Source organism: Aliiglaciecola sp. 3_MG-2023 (genome assembly GCF_030548205.1).
In the GTDB taxonomy this organism is placed as follows: domain Bacteria; phylum Pseudomonadota; class Gammaproteobacteria; order Enterobacterales; family Alteromonadaceae; genus Aliiglaciecola.
In genome coordinates, this window is record NZ_JAUORV010000003.1 from 140,258 (window position 1) to 159,602 (window position 19,345).

The 19,345-nt window shown below is 39.2% G+C and carries 18 protein-coding genes; 17 read left to right on the forward strand and 1 reads right to left on the reverse strand.

All coding sequences use genetic code 11. From position 1 onward, the window contains the following. Window positions 1–108: 108 nt before the first annotated feature. Window positions 109–1,326, reverse strand: a complete 1,218-nt coding sequence (locus Q4574_RS04360) for a pyridoxal phosphate-dependent aminotransferase (RefSeq protein WP_303471965.1) — start codon at window positions 1,324–1,326, stop codon at window positions 109–111. A gap of 187 nt (window positions 1,327–1,513) precedes the next feature. Between Q4574_RS04360 and Q4574_RS04365 the strand changes: the two genes are divergently transcribed. The 17 genes from Q4574_RS04365 (at window position 1,514) to prc (ending at window position 19,122) form a co-directional block, all read left to right on the forward strand. Next, a complete protein-coding gene (locus Q4574_RS04365; RefSeq protein ID WP_303471968.1) occupies window positions 1,514–2,041 on the forward strand; it encodes a hypothetical protein in 528 nt (175 codons plus the stop codon). A gap of 219 nt (window positions 2,042–2,260) precedes the next feature. Beyond that, window positions 2,261–3,055, forward strand: a complete 795-nt coding sequence (locus Q4574_RS04370; RefSeq protein ID WP_303471971.1) for a DUF2189 domain-containing protein — start codon at window positions 2,261–2,263, stop codon at window positions 3,053–3,055. Between the two features lie 376 nt (window positions 3,056–3,431). Next, window positions 3,432–4,625: a thiamine pyrophosphate-dependent dehydrogenase E1 component subunit alpha gene (locus Q4574_RS04375; protein WP_303471974.1), complete on the forward strand. Its 1,194-nt coding sequence runs from the start codon at window positions 3,432–3,434 to the stop codon at window positions 4,623–4,625. Beyond that, complete coding sequence (locus Q4574_RS04380; protein WP_303471980.1) at window positions 4,618–5,595, forward strand: alpha-ketoacid dehydrogenase subunit beta; 978 nt, start codon at window positions 4,618–4,620, stop codon at window positions 5,593–5,595. The genes Q4574_RS04375 and Q4574_RS04380 overlap by 8 nt, the downstream gene beginning before the upstream one ends. Before the next feature lie 14 nt (window positions 5,596–5,609). Then, window positions 5,610–7,238, forward strand: coding sequence for a dihydrolipoyllysine-residue acetyltransferase (locus Q4574_RS04385; protein WP_303471982.1), 1,629 nt, complete (start codon window positions 5,610–5,612; stop codon window positions 7,236–7,238). Window positions 7,239–7,349: 111 nt separating this feature from the next. Continuing rightward, the gene (locus tag Q4574_RS04390; protein WP_303471984.1) at window positions 7,350–8,216 is read left to right on the forward strand and encodes a 23S rRNA (adenine(2030)-N(6))-methyltransferase RlmJ; all 867 of its coding nucleotides are present in this window, start codon (window positions 7,350–7,352) and stop codon (window positions 8,214–8,216) included. 15 nt (window positions 8,217–8,231) lie between these two features. Next, window positions 8,232–10,058, forward strand: coding sequence for a protein kinase (locus tag Q4574_RS04395; protein ID WP_303471986.1), 1,827 nt, complete (start codon window positions 8,232–8,234; stop codon window positions 10,056–10,058). 25 nt (window positions 10,059–10,083) lie between these two features. Continuing rightward, window positions 10,084–10,944: an acyl-CoA thioesterase II gene (gene tesB / locus Q4574_RS04400; protein WP_303471988.1), complete on the forward strand. Its 861-nt coding sequence runs from the start codon at window positions 10,084–10,086 to the stop codon at window positions 10,942–10,944. A 21-nt stretch (window positions 10,945–10,965) separates the two neighbouring features. Next, window positions 10,966–11,484 (forward strand): gamma carbonic anhydrase family protein, encoded by a 519-nt coding sequence (locus Q4574_RS04405; protein WP_303471990.1) that lies wholly within the window; start codon window positions 10,966–10,968, stop codon window positions 11,482–11,484. Window positions 11,485–11,950: 466 nt separating this feature from the next. Next, entirely contained in the window at window positions 11,951–13,084 is a 1,134-nt protein-coding gene (locus Q4574_RS04410) for an alanine--glyoxylate aminotransferase family protein (protein WP_303471993.1), read from the forward strand. A gap of 133 nt (window positions 13,085–13,217) precedes the next feature. After that, window positions 13,218–14,447, forward strand: coding sequence for a nucleoside recognition domain-containing protein (locus Q4574_RS04415; protein WP_303471995.1), 1,230 nt, complete (start codon window positions 13,218–13,220; stop codon window positions 14,445–14,447). 39 nt (window positions 14,448–14,486) lie between these two features. Next, window positions 14,487–14,744 (forward strand): DUF3862 domain-containing protein, encoded by a 258-nt coding sequence (locus Q4574_RS04420; RefSeq protein WP_303471997.1) that lies wholly within the window; start codon window positions 14,487–14,489, stop codon window positions 14,742–14,744. Window position 14,745: 1 nt separating this feature from the next. Beyond that, complete coding sequence (locus Q4574_RS04425; RefSeq protein ID WP_303471999.1) at window positions 14,746–15,429, forward strand: SIMPL domain-containing protein; 684 nt, start codon at window positions 14,746–14,748, stop codon at window positions 15,427–15,429. A gap of 210 nt (window positions 15,430–15,639) precedes the next feature. Continuing rightward, window positions 15,640–16,110 (forward strand): GAF domain-containing protein, encoded by a 471-nt coding sequence (locus Q4574_RS04430; protein ID WP_303472001.1) that lies wholly within the window; start codon window positions 15,640–15,642, stop codon window positions 16,108–16,110. Next, window positions 16,107–16,409: a hypothetical protein gene (locus tag Q4574_RS04435; protein ID WP_303472003.1), complete on the forward strand. Its 303-nt coding sequence runs from the start codon at window positions 16,107–16,109 to the stop codon at window positions 16,407–16,409. The genes Q4574_RS04430 and Q4574_RS04435 overlap by 4 nt, the downstream gene beginning before the upstream one ends. Window positions 16,410–16,421: 12 nt before the next feature. Then, window positions 16,422–17,072 carry an RNA chaperone ProQ gene (gene proQ / locus Q4574_RS04440; protein ID WP_303472005.1) on the forward strand — a complete coding sequence of 217 codons (651 nt, stop codon included), beginning with the start codon at window positions 16,422–16,424 and terminating at the stop codon, window positions 17,070–17,072. Between the two features lie 4 nt (window positions 17,073–17,076). Continuing rightward, a complete protein-coding gene (gene prc, locus Q4574_RS04445) occupies window positions 17,077–19,122 on the forward strand; it encodes a carboxy terminal-processing peptidase (RefSeq protein ID WP_303472008.1) in 2,046 nt (681 codons plus the stop codon). The last annotated feature ends 223 nt before the right edge of the window (window positions 19,123–19,345 follow it).

The window sequence follows — 19,345 nt, forward strand, 5'->3', positions numbered from 1 at the left end:
CATTGAAGTGTTGAATTTTTCTGATGTTTGTAATGCAAACTACTGATTAATTTTAATAGTTAAACTATGAGAGTGTAGTTAATTACACTCTCACTTATTTAAATGAAGTTAAACTTGCTGATAGTAGGAGAAGAAATTACCAATACGATTAATAGCCGTTTCCAATTCATCTTTATGGGGAAGAAATACTAATCTAAAATAGCAGCCATCAGAAAAGTTAAATGCTTTACCGTGAACCAACAAAATCTTTTCTTTAGTCAGTAAGTCTAAAATCATTTGCTCATCATTGGTAATATTGAATTTTTCAGCATCCACTTTAGCAAAACAGTACATTGCACCTTTGGGCACGACACAACTGATACCATCAATGGAATTTAACATTCTGGTGGCAATGTCCCGCTGTGTTTTTAAACGTCCACCATCCACGATCAAATCATTGATACTTTGATATCCACCGAGCGCAGTTTGAATTGCATATTGGCAAGGGACATTGGCACACATACGCATCGAAGCTAGCATATTGATTCCGTCGATATAGTTTTTAGCTATTCGTTTGTTACCGCTAACCAGTAACCAACCTGCTCTGAAACCAGCAATTCGGTAATTTTTTGAAAGACCACTTAAGGTAATAAAAAATAAATCATCGGCCATAGCAGCAATGCAATTATGTTGTGCATCGTCGTATAAAATCTTGTCGTAAATTTCATCACTAAATACAACCAAGTTGAACTCACGGGCAACTTCAATGATGTCTTGTAGCACTTCTTTACTGTACACAGCACCAGTAGGATTGTTCGGGTTAATTAATACAATTGCTTTAGTGTTGGCAGTTATTTTACTGCGAATATCAGTAATATCAGGGAACCAACCAGCTTGTTCATCACATTTATAATGTACTGGGGTACCGGACGATAAGCTAACGGCAGCAGTCCACAATGGATAATCAGGACTAGGAATAAGGACTTCATCGCCATTATTCAATAATGCTTGCATTGCCATTACAATCAATTCGCTAACACCATTGCCGATGAATACGTCATCAACGGAAATGTTTTTAATGTTCTTTTGTTGGTAATACTGCATTACGGCTACACGTGCCGTATATATACCACTGGCATCAGAATAACCCTGCGCGGTGGGCAAATTATGAATAACATCTTTTAGAATATCTTCTGGTGCTGCAAATCCAAATGGGGCAGGGTTACCAATATTAAGTTTGAGGATCCTATGTCCCTCGTCTTCCATTTTTTTAGCCGCATCGAGGATAGGTCCTCTAATGTCGTAACATACGCCCTCTAATTTGTTGGATTTGTTAATTATTTTCATGAATGCCCACACCTTAATTTGATAACACAGAATAATACAACCAAGGGGTTAGTGTTAAGAGGGATCTAATAATTATTTTTATATATGACTCGTATTTTTTGCATAACATCTGTTTACAAACTTAATCTTGTCTAAAATCTTTAGATCTAGCACTCTAAGGTCGAAGTATATTTAGGAATACACCATTATGCCTGTTCCATTAATTTGGTTAGGAGCTGGAATCGCAGCTTTATATGCTAGTGATAAAGTACACCAAGCAAATAAAATTAAGCGTCAGTATGTGAAACATTATCCGGGTGAAGAACAAACTCTAGTTCATCTTCAAGACGGAGCTATTGTGTGTTGTGGCATATTTGGTGTGTTTGAACATTCTGGGATTTGGGTGGATGGCAATATAATTGAACTGAAAGGGAATGGGCTAATTCGGGGGATTTCTCCGCAGCGTTTTTTATCCAATAGAAGTGGTAAATGTATATACGTTTTATGTGATGATTTAGGTTTGCCACTCATATCTAAACATGCGGCTTCAATAGCCGCTTCTAAGCTATACACCTATAGTGACTATGATTTAATTAAAAATAATTGTCATCGTTTTGTGTGGAATTGTGTGTCTCATTCTGAAGAAGCGCTCACTAGTTTTTCTGATCTCAATAAAGCTCTTTTTGGTTATTTTGATTCCTCTTTAAGTTGGCGTCCTGCTAATTTTAACGCTTAACCCTTGCTACTGGCGATTAAATATTGTTTCTATATTGTTATGATTATGTTAATTATGGTTCTATTCATGTGGACTCCTAGTCTTTAGAAATTGTTAAGTTGAACAATATTTCAGCGAATAAATGGCAAACTTTCATTGCTTGCTTATACTTATTGATATGTCCAATTTGAATGATAAATGTGTTTCCAACCGAATCGATTTAAAATTTTGGAGTTAAGTATGTCACAGCATTTCCAAGAAGAACCCCATAATGCAATAACAGATAGCAGCATTGCCCGCGTTATTCCATGTAATGAACTAGCATTTTCAGACCCTTTCAAATGGCTCGCATTAGGATTTAGAGATCTGTTAAGAGCACCTATTTTAACCGTCTTCTTTGGTGTGTTTTTTGCTCTCATACCTTGGGTTATAACCTACTTAGTTGCACTGACTGGTTGGCACTTGGTTATTTTACCTGCGATGGTTTGCTTTATGCTTATTGGGCCTTTTTTGGCGGCGGGGTTGTACGATATTAGTTGGGAATTCGGAAAAGGACATAAGCCAACACTATGGCACGCGGTAAAAGCGGTGAAACGTAATGCGGTGAACGAGTGGGGATTTGGCATTTTGCTTATGGTGTTGATGATTTTTTGGTTACGAGTTGCCTCAATGATACATGCATTATACCCATCATACCTGGGAGACAACTTAGAAGAGTTATTACCATTCTTAGTGCTAGGAACCTGTGTCGGTGCGGTTTTCACTGGCATCGTATTTCTGCTCAGTGCATTTACCCAACCTATTTTAATGGAACGTAAAGTAGACTTGGCTACTGCAGTATTAACCACGGTTAACGCAGTTTGGTTGAATAAAGGCCCTATGTTTGTTTGGGCAATGATTATTTTTGTGGCCGTGGTCATAGGGTTTTTAACTGGTTTTGTTGGATTTGTGCTACTCATGCCGCTAATAGGGTATGCCACATGGCACGGATATATTGAAACAATTCAAACCAAACGCGAACGCAAATTTGAGTAATCCATCCCATTAAATAACGGGTCTAGCAACTAGATCCGTTAATTTATTCCTTAAGTAAGCAGTCAACAAAGACTTATTTGGTTTTGTTATCCTTAGATGTAAACTTCTATTACTTAACTATTTTCTCCATGAGTGATTAATAACCTCATTCACCTCTATATCCCGCAACTATGTATTAATTTTCCAGCTTACTTAAACAAACTTAATTGAGTGAATAATTAAATAGGATAAACATCCTAATTAGTTTGGTATTCTTAGAATACTTCTATCTCATCTGTATTTTGCACCATTCATTTTCGCAACACATCTCCCGTAATTGTGAACTAGAATTAACATATTAATAACAGTTTATTTAACTCCTAACATAGGTTCTTAAATGAAAGACAGAAATCACCTTTCCGATATCGGGATGATCCATGAAGTACAAATGATTACCAATGGATTAGTGGACATACCCATGCTGCAATTATTATCCCCTGAAGGTACGGAGCATAATCATCAACCTTGTCCTGAGTTAAACCAAGAAACCTCAGAAAAAATTCTAAAAACCATGCACTACATTAGAATTTTAGATGAGCGCATGATTGCTGCACAACGGCAAGGAAGGATCAGTTTTTACTTGGCTTGCACAGGCGAAGAAGCCGCTACAATCGGCAGTGCAGCAGCATTAGAACCCCAAGATATGATCATGTCTCAATACCGCGAGCAAGGCTCGTTAGCATACCGCGGATATACAACTAAACAATTTATGGATCAAATGTTTAGTAATCAAAAAGACCCAAATAAAGGTCGCCAAATGCCCATTCACTACGGCGATAAAGCATTAAATTTCATGACTATTTCTTCTCCTTTGGGAACGCAGATCCCACAAGCATCAGGTTATTCATACGGACAAAAAATGGCGGGGTTAGATGCGCTAACTATTTGCTACTTTGGCGAGGGAGCAGCATCCGAAGGCGATTTTCATGCCGGTTTAAATATGGCGGCAGTGTTAAATTGTCCCGTTATCTTCTTATGTAGAAATAATGGATACGCGATTTCCACACCAGCGGAGGAGCAATTTGCAGGAGATGGCATTGCATCGAGGGGGATTGGTTACGGCGTTCGCACGATTCGAGTCGACGGCAATGATGTTTTGGCCGTTTTTGCGGCAACCAAAAAAGCGCGAGAGGTTGCACTTAAAGAAAAATGTCCAGTATTAATTGAAGCTATGACGTATCGACTTGCAGCCCATTCGACTTCGGACGATCCCACTGGGTATCGCTCTAAAGAGGAAGAGGCTAAATGGAGATTAAAAGATCCACTGCTACGCTTTGAAAAATGGATGAAAAGTAAAGGCTGGCTAGACGAGGAGGCAATTAAACACTTTGCCAGTGAGTCCCGTCAGGAAGTATTGCAAACCTTAAAACAAGTGGAAAAAGAGCCCATCAATCCCATTGAAGATATCATAGAAGATGTCTATGACGCACCACCATGGCATTTAAAAGAACAACTTCAATCACTTAAGCAACATATTCGTCAGTACCCAGATGCCTATCCGAAGACTTCAGGGAGAATTAAAAATGACTAAAATGAACATGTTACAAGCCGTGAATAATGCATTAATTACGGCTATGGAAGCAGATAAAACTGCAATGGTTTTTGGTGAGGACGTGGGTCACTTTGGTGGAGTATTTAGAGCCACAAGCAATTTACAAGAAAAGTTTGGTAAAGCGCGTTGCTTTAATACACCGTTAACTGAACAGGGAATAATAGGGTTCGCCAACGGATTAGCATCGCAGGGATCAACGGTCATTGCTGAAATCCAGTTTGCTGATTATATTTTTCCTGCTTTTGATCAAATCGTAAATGAGACATCTAAATTTAGATATCGCTCCGGCGGACAATTTACCTGCGGAAGTTTAACCATAAGAACACCCTACGGTGGTGGCATTGCCGGTGGCCATTATCACTCACAATCTCCAGAGGCTTTTTTCGCTCATATTCCAGGTATGAAAATAGTCATTCCTCGAAATCCATACCAAGCTAAAGGGTTGTTACTCGCCTCAATTAGAGACGACAACCCCGTTCTATTTATGGAGCCTAAACGTCTTTATCGAGCCTCTGTAGGAGAGGTACCAGAAGAAGATTACGAACTCCCCCTAGGTAAAGCAGAATTGGTGAAATCAGGTACTGATATTAGCTTACTGGCATGGGGTGCTCAGGTGGAAATACTGCAAAAATCCGCAGAAATGGCAGAAAACGACGGTATTTCCTGTGAAATTATCGATTTGCGCAGCATATTGCCTTGGGATGTAGAAACAGTGTGCGAGTCAGTGGCGAAAACGGGACGTTTGTTAATTAACCATGAAGCACCGCAAACAGGTGGTTTTGCCAGTGAAATTGCAGCGACGGTTCAAGATAAATGTTTTTTACATTTAGAATCTCCCATCGCTCGTGTCTGTGGCTTAGATACTCCTTATCCTTTGTCACATGAAAAGGAATACATGCCTGATCATTTAAAAACCTATGAAGCCATTAAACGCTCAGTCAATTATTAATCAGGAGACATACCATGCACGACTTTATATTGCCTGATATTGGCGAAGGAATTGTAGAATGTGAACTCTTAGAGTGGCTAGTAAAAGAAGGGGATTTGATAGAAGAAGACCAACCCGTTGCAGAAGTCATGACAGATAAAGCCACTGTTCAAATTCCAGCGATGCACGCTGGAAAAGTGAGCAAGTTATATTACAAAGCGGGGGAAGTGGCTAAGGTTCATGAACCTTTATTTGCGTTAGATGGAGACATTGAAGATAAGCAAAATATTCAAAACAGTTCTAAGGATGACGCCCGTGAACAACCTAATACTGAAAATTCAACACCTAACAGCGAAAAGCTCACTCAGCAAACCAACTCCTCGGAATCTGATTTGACGTCTCAACAAATCATCGATTTTATTCTACCCGATATAGGTGAAGGAATAGTTGAGTGTGAAATCGTAAAATGGCTAGTTGAGGAAGGTGAAAAAGTAGAAGAAGACCAAGCCGTGGTAGAGGTTATGACTGACAAGGCTTTGGTTGAAATCCCAGCAAAATATTCAGGGTTCATTAATCAATTACACTATCAACAAGGTGACATTGCGAAGGTCCATAGTCCCTTATATTCACTTAACACCGCTGAGGGGGAAAAGACTCACCGTAATGTTAACGAGGATTCGAATAAAGCGACAAAACAGAATCAAAATGAGAAAAGCAGCGCGCCGGAACAACAAGCAATTAAAAAGAAAGCCTTAGCCAGTCCTGCCGTTCGCCGCTTAGCCAGAGAAAATAACATTGATATAGCCAGTGTATTGGGAAGTGGTAAAAAAGGGCGCGTGTTAAAACAAGATATTGCCGTTCACATGAATAAAATCAACCACAATGAAGAATCGAAACAAAACGATAACCCAACGGATAATAATGTAACCCAAGCCAATCTTAAAGAAAGTTCGCAACACAATAATAGGGTTGAGCCCATTCGTGGCATCAAAGCCATAATGGCTAAACAAATGACTGATTCTGTATACACTATTCCTCACTTTAGTGTGAGTGAAGAAATTGAAATGGATAGGTTAATGGATGTGCGTCGAGATCTGAAAAAAGAGTTTGCAGAAAAAGGCGTTAAGTTAAGTATGATGCCATTTTTCATTAAATCCCTCTCTTTGGCGTTAAAACAGTTTCCAATCATTAATAGCCAAGTTAACCCCCAATGCACAGAGATAACCTATTTAAAACAACACAATATAGGCATTGCTGTTGATTCAAAACTTGGTTTACTGGTGCCAAACATTAAAGGCGTTGAAAACCTCTCACTGTTTGAAGTTGCCCAAGAAGTTGAACGTTTAGTAGGCTTAGCTCGAGAAGGTAAACTGTCTAATCAAGACTTAAAAGGCGGGACGATTAGTATCTCCAATGTCGGCGTAATTGGAGGTACCACAGCAACACCGGTGATCAATAAACCTGAAAGCGCCATCGTTGCTTTAGGCAAAATACAACGACTACCCAGGTTTGATGCAGATGATAATGTGATCCCAGTGAATATTATGCACATCAGTTGGTCTGGAGATCACCGCATTATTGACGGCGCAACTATGCTGAAGTTTAGTAACCTGTGGAAGTCCTACTTGGAAAACCCAATCCGTATGCTGACTGAATTGAGTTAATTTTTTGGTTTGCCATATTTTACCAATATAGCAGATGGTTTTTAAACCTTGGTGGTAGCGCCTTATTTAAGTATCATTGACTGATGTACAGTTATAAAAGTAACGATTGAGATGTTAAGTTATCGTCATAGTTTTCATGCAGGTAATCATGCTGATGTTTTAAAGCATATTACCCAGATGTTGATCATCAAAAAACTGAAAATGAAAAGCAAACCTGCGATCTATATTGATACCCATAGTGGCGCAGGTTTATATGAACTAAAAGGTGAAGAGGCCCAAAAAACCCAAGAATTTAAAAGTGGTATCACGGCCATTCAAGATTATCAGTCGAAGCAACAGGGTATTGCAGAATATCAACAGCTCACAATTGAATTCATCACTGCTAATCAATACCCTGGTTCGCCACTTATCGCAGCCAATATGCTTCGTGAGCAAGACAAGATGGTGTGTATGGAATTACACAATACTGAAATTGACAACTTGCGAACCAATCTATCTGCTTATGGCAGTTTGGCAACCATTGGTGTTCATCACAGAGACGGATATGAAGGGTTGCTAGCCATTTTACCGCCAACTCCAGCAAGAGGTCTTGTCCTGATCGATCCCTCCTATGAAGTTGCCAGTGAATATCAGCAAGTTGTGACGACCCTCAAAAAGGCAATAACAAAATGGTCGGTGGGGATTTTCGCTATTTGGTATCCTCTTTTATCCAGTCGAGCAGGTCAGAAAGCTGGATTAAGTGAAAAAATGCTCGACGAAATTGCTCAGTTTGACTGTAAAAGTGTACTCAATGTTGCAATGCAGATTACACAAAATACAGGAGATGCGGGTATGTATGGCTCTGGTTTAATAATTGTGAATGCGCCATGGCAACTGGATTCTGATTTAAACGACCTACTGCCTGAATTATTAGCCCACCTAACTCCAGACAAAGTGCCTGGCAAAGCCTACGTTGAGTGGCTGAAAAAGCCTGACTAACTAAGGTCACCTAAGATGACGGTTGCTGATCTAAAACATTTTTATATTCCAGATGAACAATCGATTTATCTTTTGTCTCATAAAGATGCTCAAAAATTAAAAGATTGGATCAAATTATGTAAAGAGCAACTCGAGTTACTTGGTTACAGTAACATCGAGCTTATCGGTAAAGGCGCGTTTGGATTTGCATTTGCAGGAAGTGATCCTCGCCAAAATCAATTAGTGTTTAAGTTCTCGCGTATTAACCTGCCTCAACATGTTCAGGAACAGCTGGAAGACGAGGCATTTATGCTAAGTCAGGTTGAACATCCCAATGTACCTTCACTAATCGAGTTTCAGCGAATTAAAAAGCAAGCCATATTGGTGATGGAAAGAGCTAAAGGTGTTGACTTAGAAGTTTACTCCCTACAAAAAGGTCCATTGTCAGCGCGACTGATCACTAAAATTGCCGCTCAACTTTGCGATATTTTGTTATTTTTACGCCAACATCAAGAGCAAGGCACAACTAAACCAATCGTGCACGGTGATATTAAACCTTCTAATATTGTGTTTGATGAGCACACAGAAACCATCGGTTTAATCGATTGGGGATCCAGCGTGTTTGCGCAAATGGATCACCAAGGACAATATATTGCCAACAATGTTATGGATTTAATGTCTAGTGATTTGCAACAAACAAACGCACGTCTTGGAGATGTATATTTCATTGGTGACGAACAATTAAACGGTCAGTTATCTAGTCCGAGGTTTGATGAACAAGGTTTGGCGAGCACACTTTATGCGTTGGCGTCTGGCCAATCTAGTCGCTTTGGACGGCATATTATCACGCCTAACTCATTAGGATTGCCAAAAGAGTTGTCAGAGGTGCTAACTGCGATGTTAAGTGATGATGCTGATAAACGTCGATTGGGCGGTGACTATTTTATGAAAAATATGAAATTCATGAAAAATGTTGTGTTTGCCAAATCAGATGTAAATGAACATATTGCACTTATCCCCACTTGGAGTTTTGCCAAGAAAAAAGACATCGATACCGTCGTATATAGCTCAAGGCGTTCATTTTTAAAGCTTGAAAATAGTGATATTTCTACTGAATTACATTATGTAAACGATGCGCAATTCGAACGTTATTACAAAAATTACATGCAGGGAATGGGAGAGACCGAAAAAGCCTTTATCTCTGCAGTAGGGAGACTAGGTAAATATCCCGTTGTAGGTGGTTTAGTGCTGAGGTGGCAACCAGAGGGCGTTTATATTGACTCTAGTTTAAATTTGTATGATCCGACCTTGAAACGTTCATTTGATGTATCCGTAAACAATGTTATCACCTTAGCGAGGGCTATTCACAGAGTAGGGGTGTTTAAAAGCTGTATGTTCAATGCACGCGATACCTTGCACATAGAACGAGATAGTGAAAACATACCTTATCAAGCTGAAACTGACATGCAAATCCCCTATGAATTAAGTCACACCTCGATAACAGAGGATCAAAGTCGTAATCATTCTTACTTTGAAGATGGCGAAGACCCGGATGAGCTGCTAGTTCTACCTGACAAAATGATGGTCATTATTCGGCAATTAAATAATATTCATCATACTGGCTGTATAATATTTGAAGCATTACCAACGAATTTGAAAATACACAGTTATTACACCTTACTTGATCACAGTATGGAGAAGGAATTTAAAGCCTTATTAAAAACCATAATTGAGTTAGTGCCAGAAATAGAAGGATTAGGGATTTCAGGATTTATGAAATTGCCGTATAAAGACACGCGTTACTTTGAACATGCTTCGGGTTTACCAGAAAAATTTCATCCAAAAAAATTAAAAACAAATTAGCGCAATAAACAACGGGGAGTATTGCATGGCAGAAGTGACTTTAAAGTCTTTATTGCAGTTAGAAAAAATTGAAGATTCATTGTATCGAGGGCAAAGCTGGGATCTTGGTTTTCGCGCTTTATTTGGTGGTCAAGTTATGGGGCAAGCGTTAGCTGCCGCTCATAATACGTTGCCAGAAGGTAGGATATCCCATTCGTTTCATTCCTATTTTCTACTACCAGGAGATGCCAATTATCCAGTGGTGTATGAAGTTGAAAATGTCAGAGACGGTAGAAGTTTTTCAACTCGTCGCGTTAAAGCCATTCAAAATGGTAAAAACATTTTCTATTTAACGGCGTCTTTCCAAGCTCCCGAACAAGGTTTAGAGCATCAGTTCGCTGATATGCCAGATGTGCCTCCACCAGAGGAAGTGAAATCTGACTTAACCTTTTTTAAAAGTGCATTAGACAAGATTTCAGAGCGCATGCAAGAAGCAATTAGTTATCATAAGCCCATAGACAGCAGAACCGTACAAACCATTGATCCATTGCAACCTGTTAAAACAGAACCTAAGAGATATATATGGATGCGAGCTCAAGAAGTGGTTGAGAATAATTTAAATTTAAATCATGCCATGTTGGCCTATGCGTCAGATTACCATTTTCTGGCGACCTGTTTGCAACCCCATGGTATTTCAGTTAGGAACACACAACTTAGGATGGCAACTATCGACCACTCTATGTGGTTCCATCAGCCTTTTAAATTCGATGAGTGGTTATTGTACGTGGCTGAAAGTCCGTTTACCGGCGGAGTACGTGGTCTAGTTCGTGGTCAATTTTTCAATCAACAAGGCGTGTTGGTAGCTTCAACCATGCAAGAAGGTTTGATGCGACAACTAGATAAATAAAAACACAATAGGAGAGTCAATGTGATTTACTCATTAGGCGAACGCAAAGCCGTCGTTGCAGAAAGTGCGTTTATTGCGCCCGGCAGCCATGTAATTGGGTCTGTTAATTTGGCAGAAAATAGCAGTATTTGGTTCAACGTAGTCATTCGTGGTGATTGCGATCAAATAACTGTTGGTCCAGATACGAATATCCAAGACGGTTCCGTATTACACACAGATTACGATATCCCTTTAACAATAGGTAAAGGTGTAACGGTTGGCCACAAAGTGATGTTGCATGGGTGTGAAATTGGCGACTACAGTTTAATTGGTATTAATGCTGTGGTACTAAATGGAGCAAAAATTGGTCGCTACTGCTTAATTGGCGCAAATAGCTTGGTCACCGAAAACATGGAAATACCCGACGGTTCGCTGGTTATGGGCAGTCCAGCAAAAGTTGTTAAAACGTTGAGTGAAAAACAACAGGCAATGCTAAAAGGTTCTGCGGAACATTACGTCAATAACGCAAAGCACTATATATGCAATCTGATTAAAGAATAGCGTGGTTAAGATTGGCATTTAAAAAAGGCCCGGTACTATCTCTAGTGCCGGGCTTAGGGGAATGGCTCTTCAAAAGAGCCTTGCGCTAACTAAACTTCTTCAGGGAGAAGTCTTCAAAAATCAAAATATTTGATTTGAATATTTAGTTTAGAACAACTTTGCCGAAATATTAAACAAATTTACCAACTAAATTTAAAAATAGCTTAATATCAGTGATTTAGTCGTCCACTTTTCATAGTCAGTAGTTCATAATTATCACTTAACCCACACCTTATACCTTCCTTGTATACAGGTTATCCACAAGGGGGGATAAAAGATAATCTCTAGTCTTACCAACGTTTAAAGTAATTTAGGAAATGAAGAGCAGTGATTGCATTCTTTTTGTGAATGTTGGATATGCTGATCTTGTTGTTTCTTAAATCAACTGTAACACTATGGCCGTTTTAACCTAATGAGAATCTATTTTATGACTTCAAATGCTACATCATTTATCCCGACGGTTCGTACTCTCATGGGGCCTGGTCCTTCAGATGTTGATCCAAAAATTCTGACGGCCTTATCTAGACCGACAATAGGGCATCTAGATCCACAGTTTATTGACTTGATGGATGAGATTAAATCGCTCCTTCAATATGCCTTTCAAACAAAAAATCAACTCACCATGCCTGTTTCTGCACCAGGTTCTGCAGGTATGGAAGCCTGCTTTGCAAATTTAGTGGAGCCCGGTGACAAAGTGATAGTCTGCCAAAATGGTGTGTTTGGTGGCCGCATGAAAGAAAATGTCATTCGTTGTGGTGGCACTGCGGTCATGGTGGAAGATGAGTGGGGTAAACCCACTGATATTCAAAAGCTAGAGCGAGCCTTGGAAGAAAACAAAGACACTAAAATTGTCGCCTTTGTACACGCAGAAACCTCTACAGGGGTTAAAAATGATGCTCAAGCTTTGTGTAAACTGGCTAAAAAATACAACTGTCTAACCTTAGTGGATGCGGTTACCTCCCTAGGAGGATGTGAATTAAGAGTTGATGAATGGCAAATCGATGCCATTTATTCAGGTACTCAAAAATGCTTATCCTGCGTGCCTGGTTTGTCTCCGGTGTCTTTCAGTCAATTAGCCATTGATGCCATTAAAGCCAGAAAAACTCCCATTCAAAGTTGGTTTCTCGATATGGATTTAGTAATGGGGTATTGGGGAGCAGGAACTAAACGTGCATATCACCATACCGCGCCTGTGAACAGCCTGTACGCGTTACATGAATCCCTTATCATTCTTAAAGAAGAAGGCTTAGAGGCCGCTTGGCAACGTCATCAAGACATGCACAATAAATTAAGGGAAGGCCTTGAAGCGTTAGGTCTTGAATTTATTGTTGAAGAAAAATATCGCCTGCCTCAATTAAATACCGTTCGTATCCCTGATGGCGTCGATGATGCCAAAGTAAGGGAGATCTTACTCAATGAATATAATTTAGAAATAGGTGCAGGATTAGGTTCATTAGCTGGAAAGGTTTGGCGAATTGGTCTGATGGGCTATGGTTCGAATCTGAAAAACGTTAATTACTGTATTGAAAGTTTACAAGCCGTTTTAAAATCAGTTAGTTAATTTCGAGCTGATTTAAACCTTGCCCACGAAAACGATAAAAATCCTGTCTATTACCGAACAATAGGCAGGATTTTCTTTCATCATATTGATTCTATGGTAATTTACTTACTTTCAATCAACCTCATAAGTCAATATGTTACATCGAATTTGGTTAGCATTCATTTTGTCGGCATTTATCGCCACACTCTGGCAGGTTATCTTTAATAATAATATAGGTAGCTTTAAAGAGGTGATGGATGCCATTTATGCTATGGCCAAGTTAAGTGTCGATATCTCCATTGGTTTAATTGGCGTATTAGCTTTTTGGTTAGGTATTTTCCAAGTTGCAGAACGTTCCGGATTAGTCACCAAATTATCCATAGTGTTAGAACCACTTTTACGCCGTCTCATGCCTGAAATACCCAAAGGGCATCCCGCCATTGGCAGTATTACTATGAACATATCGGCAAATGTGCTGGGACTAGATAACGCTGCAACGCCTTTTGGCATAAAGGCAATGCAAGACATGCAAAGCTTAAATACAGCGAAATCCACTCTTACCAATGGGCAAATAATCTTTTTGGTCATGAATACATCTTCTGTGACACTGTTTCCCATTGCCGTATTCTTATATCGAGCAGAGCAAGGCGCAGCGAATCCAACAGACGTATTTATGCCGATTCTTTTGTCTACATTTGCATCAACCTTTATAGGATTATTAGTGACATCGTGGGTGCAAAAAATTAATTTATTTAACCGTGTGGTGTTTCTTTATGCCGCTGGGGTGATTTCGATTTTAGGTGCGCTGATTATTTATTTTTCCACTTTAACTGCTCAGCAAATGGCAAATCAATCATCTATTGCGGCCAATGGACTATTACTCACTTTTATTATCATAGTGTTAAGTGTTGGTGCTCAAAAGAAACTAAATTGCTATGAATTATTTGTTGAAGGAGCTAAAAAAGGATTTGAATTGGCTATTTCGCTGATCCCTTATTTAATTGCAATGTTGTTTGCCATTGGTATGCTCAGAGCCAGCGGTTTACTGGACATGGTAATGGGAATTATCGCCAACGGTGTAAATTTTATTGGGATAGATAATCGATTTGTTGATGCAATTCCCAACGCATTAATGAAACCTTTGAGCGGTTCTGGTGCCAGAGCATTAATGATTGAAACTATGCAACATCATGGCGCCGACTCATTTGCAGGTCGCCTAGCATCGGTGTTGCAAGGTTCAACAGAAACCACGTTCTACATTTTAGCTGTATATTTAGGAGCGGTTGGGATTAAACATAGTCGGTATGCTGTTGCATGTTGTCTTGCTGCTGATTTGGCGGGAATTGTTACAGCAATTTTGGTGGCTTATTGGTTTTTTGGTTAAACTAAGGGTTATGCTTTAGAGATTTTGGAAGGTAAAGATATGTTGCGTAAATTAATCATGTTTTCAAGTATTAGTATTTTGCTTGTAGGCTGTTCAAAAGTAACCCTGGAAAACTACGATAGGGTTGAAATGGGGATGGTCAAATCTGATGTAGAGATGATTTTGGGAAAAGCTGATAATTGCGAAGAAGTGATTGGCACCTATTCTTGTATTTGGGGCAATGAAGAAGAAAAGTATATTAAAGTCAGTTTTATAATGGATAGAGCCGCAATTATCACCAAAAAAGGATTAGATTAAAATGCGTAAATTACTAATTTGTCTATTAATGCTTAACAGCGTTATGTTATCGGCCCATGAGTCTCGCAGTGATATTATTACGGTGAGAGGGCAAGGAAGTATTTTTCAAGCACCCGATATCTTAAAGTTCACCATTGCCGTTGAGGAAAAAGGTGACAATTCGTCGGTGTTAAATGAATTGGTCAACGCTAAAACCAACAAAATATTGTCTGTCCTTGCTAAACACAAAGTGGCTAAGCAAGACATTCAAGCTATGTCATTAAGTTTGTATCCCTGGTATGAACGGGAACGACAATCAAATATTCAAAAAGGTTTTGTATTTAGTCGCAATATTAATGTGACCTTGCGAAAATTTGAAAATTATCCAGCTATTTTAGAAGAGCTGTTCACCTTAAAAGTCAACAGAATCGACGGATTTCGCTATGAAGTTGAAGATCAACAGCAGGCTTATCTAAATGCCCTAGAAGCGGCGATTTCAGATGGTCATCAACGTGCTAAGCATTTATCTAAAAACCTAGGTATTCAATTAGGTAGCGTTGTGAATGTTGAAGAAACATCGAGTTATCAACCTACACCGCAGCCGTCCGCACGTTCACTCTCTGTATTTAATGAAGCAGCACAATATTTACCTGGTTTAAACGAAATAAATGCGACTGTGACCCTGTCTTTTAGAATACTTAAGTAACGCTTTTGTACTTATTTTTTAGTTAGAACGACTTGAGTTCATCAATCTACTTTTGGAGAGATTAAGTGTCTTAATCTCTCCAAAAAATCATTTTAATCCGCCGAAAAAAGATAAATCGTAAAAAAATCGCTGAAATTCTAATGATTGAAGGTTAAAATCCAGTTAAATATAGACTCGTCACAAACAAAGGCGAATAGCCTGAAGGTAAAGATGACTACAGATCAAGAAAAAGCTGATTTTTATCAAAGCCTTGCAAAGCAAGCACAAGCGCTAATAGAAGATGAGCGTAACTTAATTGCTAATTTAGCAAACTTAAGTGCATTAATATTCATGAGTTTAGAGGACATTAATTGGGCTGGATTCTATTTAGTTGATGGTGACGAATTAGTATTAGGTCCGTTTCAGGGCAAACCTGCTTGCATTCGAATTCCAATGGGAGCAGGAGTCTGTGGAAGTGCTGCAGCCCATCGAACCACTCAAATTGTAACCGATGTTCATCAGTTTGAAGGACATATTGCTTGTGATGCGGCGAGCAACTCTGAAATCGTCATTCCCATTCTATCAGGGAGGCGATTAATCGGTGTATTAGATATTGATAGTCCATCGTTGGCGCGTTTTGACTCTATAGATGGCTTGGGCTTACAAAAGATTGTCGATCTTTTGCAAGAGACAATAGTGTGAAAAGTCTTGTAGATGTTCATGTTGTTTTAGCAACCCCCGCTGATCTTGAAAATTGGGATGACGAAGCTGAAGAAGCGGCAGAACGATTAAACACAATTTTACACATGGCTTATGATCTTGCCGATGAAGACATAGACACAAGCCGTTTGGAAAAAATACTACATCACATATGGGTAAACTGGCATGAAGACAGTTACCTTTTGGAAATCGACGACGCGGATTTGCACGACTGGGTTGACCAATTGTTGGCAACTTGGGATGATGCAGAACACGAAGAAGATTATGAACAAAATTATTAATTAGTAGATTGAATGGAAAACCAACAAAAATTTTCGAATAGCAAAGAAGTTATCACTTTTTTAGCGCAAACGTTCCCTAAATGTTTCTCATTAGAAGGTGAAGCGAAACCCTTAAAAATAGGTATATTTCAAGAACTTTCTGAACGTTTAAAAGAAGACGAGCGGATAAGTAAAACGTTATTGCGAGCCTCACTCCGACATTACACCAATAGCTGGCGCTATCTGCATAGTGTAAAAGAGGGGAGTTTTCGAATAGATCTTGATGGTAATCAAGGAGATGCCATAGAGAAAGAACATGCTGATCACGCATTAAAGCAGCTAACTGAAAGCAAAGCTAAAGTGGCTGAAAAGCGTAAATTAAACAACGCTTCTAAAGCAAAACCTGAGAAAAAAGGTGCTAAGGAAAAGCGTGATAAGCAAAATCAAGGGCAATTCAAGGGAACTAAATCGGCAAAACACAAACAAATTAAACAACCACCACCTGAAAAATTGACAGAATCACATTTAGTGGTAGGGACCGAAGTTACCGTTAAGGTTGGAAAGAGCCCACTTCCTGCGACCATTACCGATATCTCAAAAGATGAAGTTCACGTCCAACTGCAAACCGGTATGATAGTGAAAGTGCAAGCTGATAATTTGCGCTTAGCTCGACCTAAGAGGTAGTAAAATGAATAAATTTGTACGCGCTTCAGTTTATAGCGCATTGTTTTGTTTAAGTGCTAGCGCTATCGCAGTTAATTCCTCAAGCGAAGCTGTTGACATTCCTAGTCTAGTGCAAGAGTCTCAGCATTCTGCATCAGCTAAGCGAATAAGTTCGCATTTGTTACGTTCCCATTATAAGCCGATTAAAATTGACGATAACTTGTCTGCGAAAACATTCGACCGTTATGTCAGAACATTAGATTTCAATCGTAATTTCTTTTTGAAATCCGATATCGAAGCAATGGAAAAGTATCGATTAAATTTTGATGAGGCCATTGCCCAAGGCAACTTAAACGACGCGTACAGTATTTATTCTTTAAATTTAACCCGTCGATTAGAACGCTTTGAATACGCGATTACCTTACTTGATAAACCTTTCGATTTTGAGAAAAAAGGCGATTCATTAGAGTTTGATCGTGAAGATGCTCCTTGGGCAGCGTCGACTGCAGAAATAAATGAGTTGTGGCGTCAACGTGTAAAATACGATGCCTTAAATTTAAAATTGGCAGGGAAAACGGCGGAAGAGATTAAAGATCTATTAACCAAACGCTATGAGCGCGCGATTAAACGCCTTTCACAGACTAAAAGTGAAGACGTTTTTCAAACTGTAATGCACTCATTTGCGCGCAGTGTTGATGCTCATACAAGTTATTTGTCACCGCAAAGTACAGACCGCTTTGATATGGAAATGAACCTTTCCTTTGAAGGAATAGGCGCTGTTTTGCAAAGTGAAGATGACTATACGGTAATACGCAGTGTAGTGCCTGGCGGCCCTGCTGAATTATCGAAAAAAATCAAACCAGAAGATAAAATTGTCGGTGTAGCCCAAGGAAAAGATGATTTTGTCGATATTATCGGATGGCGTTTAGATGAAGTGGTTGACTTAATCAAAGGCCCCAAAGGAAGTGTAGTTAAGCTGCAAGTCTTAAAAGGCGCGTCAGAATCTAATGTACCTGAAGTGGTGAGTTTAACTCGAGATAAAATCAAGTTAGAAGATAGAGCTGCCAAGTCAGAAGTATATATACCGGAAAAGGGCACGCACGCTGGCGAAAAACTCGGTGTCATTACCATCCCTTCTTTTTACAATAATTTGCATACAGATGTTAAAAAAGAACTTGCTGATTTAAAAGAAAAGGGAGTTCGAGGTATTGTAGTTGATTTACGTGGTAATGGCGGTGGCTCGTTAACCGAAGCTACATTACTGTCGGGTCTGTTCTTTGATCAAGGACCCGTAGTGCAGATTCATGATGCATCAGGTCGCACCAGAACCGAAAAAGATACAGATGGCATCACTTATTATGATGGCCCGTTAACAGTGCTTGTTGATCGTTACAGTGCTTCAGCTTCAGAAATCTTTGCAGCCGCTATGCAAGATTATGGGCGTGCAGTAGTGCTAGGCGAACAAACCTTTGGTAAAGGAACTGTGCAACGTCACCGTCCATTAGGTCGTATTTACGACCTTTACAGCAATCCATTGGGCAGTATTCAGTATACTATTGCTAAGTTTTATCGTATCAACGGTGGTAGTACACAAAACTTAGGTGTCGTTCCTGACATTAAATTTCCATCAGCAATAGACCCTGATGATTGGGGTGAAAGCCAAGAAGAGAATGCACTCCCATGGGATAGCATTGAACGAGTGAATTACTCAACCTTTAGTGATACCTCAAGTGCATTGACCGTGATGGAACAGAATCACTTAAAACGTATTAAAAATGATCCTGAATTTGCGTATATTTTCGAAGATATTCAACGCTATCAAAAAGAAAAAGATAAAAAGACAATTTCTTTAGTTGAATCTGAGCGTATCAAAGAAAAAGAAGAGCAAGAAACATTGCGTCTTAAACGAGCAAATGAACGCTTAGTCAGAGCAGGAAAAGAAAAAGTTGAAAAACTTGATGATTTGCCGGAAGACATGGCGGAAATTGATCCATTCCTTGATGAAGCCGCGAGTATTACGTTCGATCTAGTTTCTACAGGAATGTATGCGTCTCATTCAGAAACCAAGTGATCTAAGATTTTATGATGAGGGCTATTTTTAATAGCCCTTTTTTTATAACATCAATACCGTGAGTTTTTAATTCGCAGGCTTTGAAACTTAACAAAAATACATATTTTGGATGAATCGTCATACACGACAACAGGCTAGTTTTAAACCAGTCAGTTAAACTCAAAATAGGATTATTTTGAGGTCGAGACGGTTTAGTATAGTATTCCTAAAATGGCTAAAAAAA

Coding starts and splice junctions, on each gene's coding strand:
- Q4574_RS04360 (WP_303471965.1), bottom strand. CDS start 1,326: ATGAAAATAATTAACAAATCCAACAAATTAGAGGGCGTATGTTACGAC.
- Q4574_RS04365 (WP_303471968.1), top strand. CDS start 1,514: ATGCCTGTTCCATTAATTTGGTTAGGAGCTGGAATCGCAGCTTTATAT.
- Q4574_RS04370 (WP_303471971.1), top strand. CDS start 2,261: ATGTCACAGCATTTCCAAGAAGAACCCCATAATGCAATAACAGATAGC.
- Q4574_RS04375 (WP_303471974.1), top strand. CDS start 3,432: ATGAAAGACAGAAATCACCTTTCCGATATCGGGATGATCCATGAAGTA.
- Q4574_RS04380 (WP_303471980.1), top strand. CDS start 4,618: ATGACTAAAATGAACATGTTACAAGCCGTGAATAATGCATTAATTACG.
- Q4574_RS04385 (WP_303471982.1), top strand. CDS start 5,610: ATGCACGACTTTATATTGCCTGATATTGGCGAAGGAATTGTAGAATGT.
- Q4574_RS04390 (WP_303471984.1), top strand. CDS start 7,350: ATGTTAAGTTATCGTCATAGTTTTCATGCAGGTAATCATGCTGATGTT.
- Q4574_RS04395 (WP_303471986.1), top strand. CDS start 8,232: ATGACGGTTGCTGATCTAAAACATTTTTATATTCCAGATGAACAATCG.
- tesB (WP_303471988.1), top strand. CDS start 10,084: ATGGCAGAAGTGACTTTAAAGTCTTTATTGCAGTTAGAAAAAATTGAA.
- Q4574_RS04410 (WP_303471993.1), top strand. CDS start 11,951: ATGACTTCAAATGCTACATCATTTATCCCGACGGTTCGTACTCTCATG.
- Q4574_RS04415 (WP_303471995.1), top strand. CDS start 13,218: ATGTTACATCGAATTTGGTTAGCATTCATTTTGTCGGCATTTATCGCC.
- Q4574_RS04420 (WP_303471997.1), top strand. CDS start 14,487: ATGTTGCGTAAATTAATCATGTTTTCAAGTATTAGTATTTTGCTTGTA.
- Q4574_RS04425 (WP_303471999.1), top strand. CDS start 14,746: ATGCGTAAATTACTAATTTGTCTATTAATGCTTAACAGCGTTATGTTA.
- Q4574_RS04430 (WP_303472001.1), top strand. CDS start 15,640: ATGACTACAGATCAAGAAAAAGCTGATTTTTATCAAAGCCTTGCAAAG.
- proQ (WP_303472005.1), top strand. CDS start 16,422: ATGGAAAACCAACAAAAATTTTCGAATAGCAAAGAAGTTATCACTTTT.
- prc (WP_303472008.1), top strand. CDS start 17,077: ATGAATAAATTTGTACGCGCTTCAGTTTATAGCGCATTGTTTTGTTTA.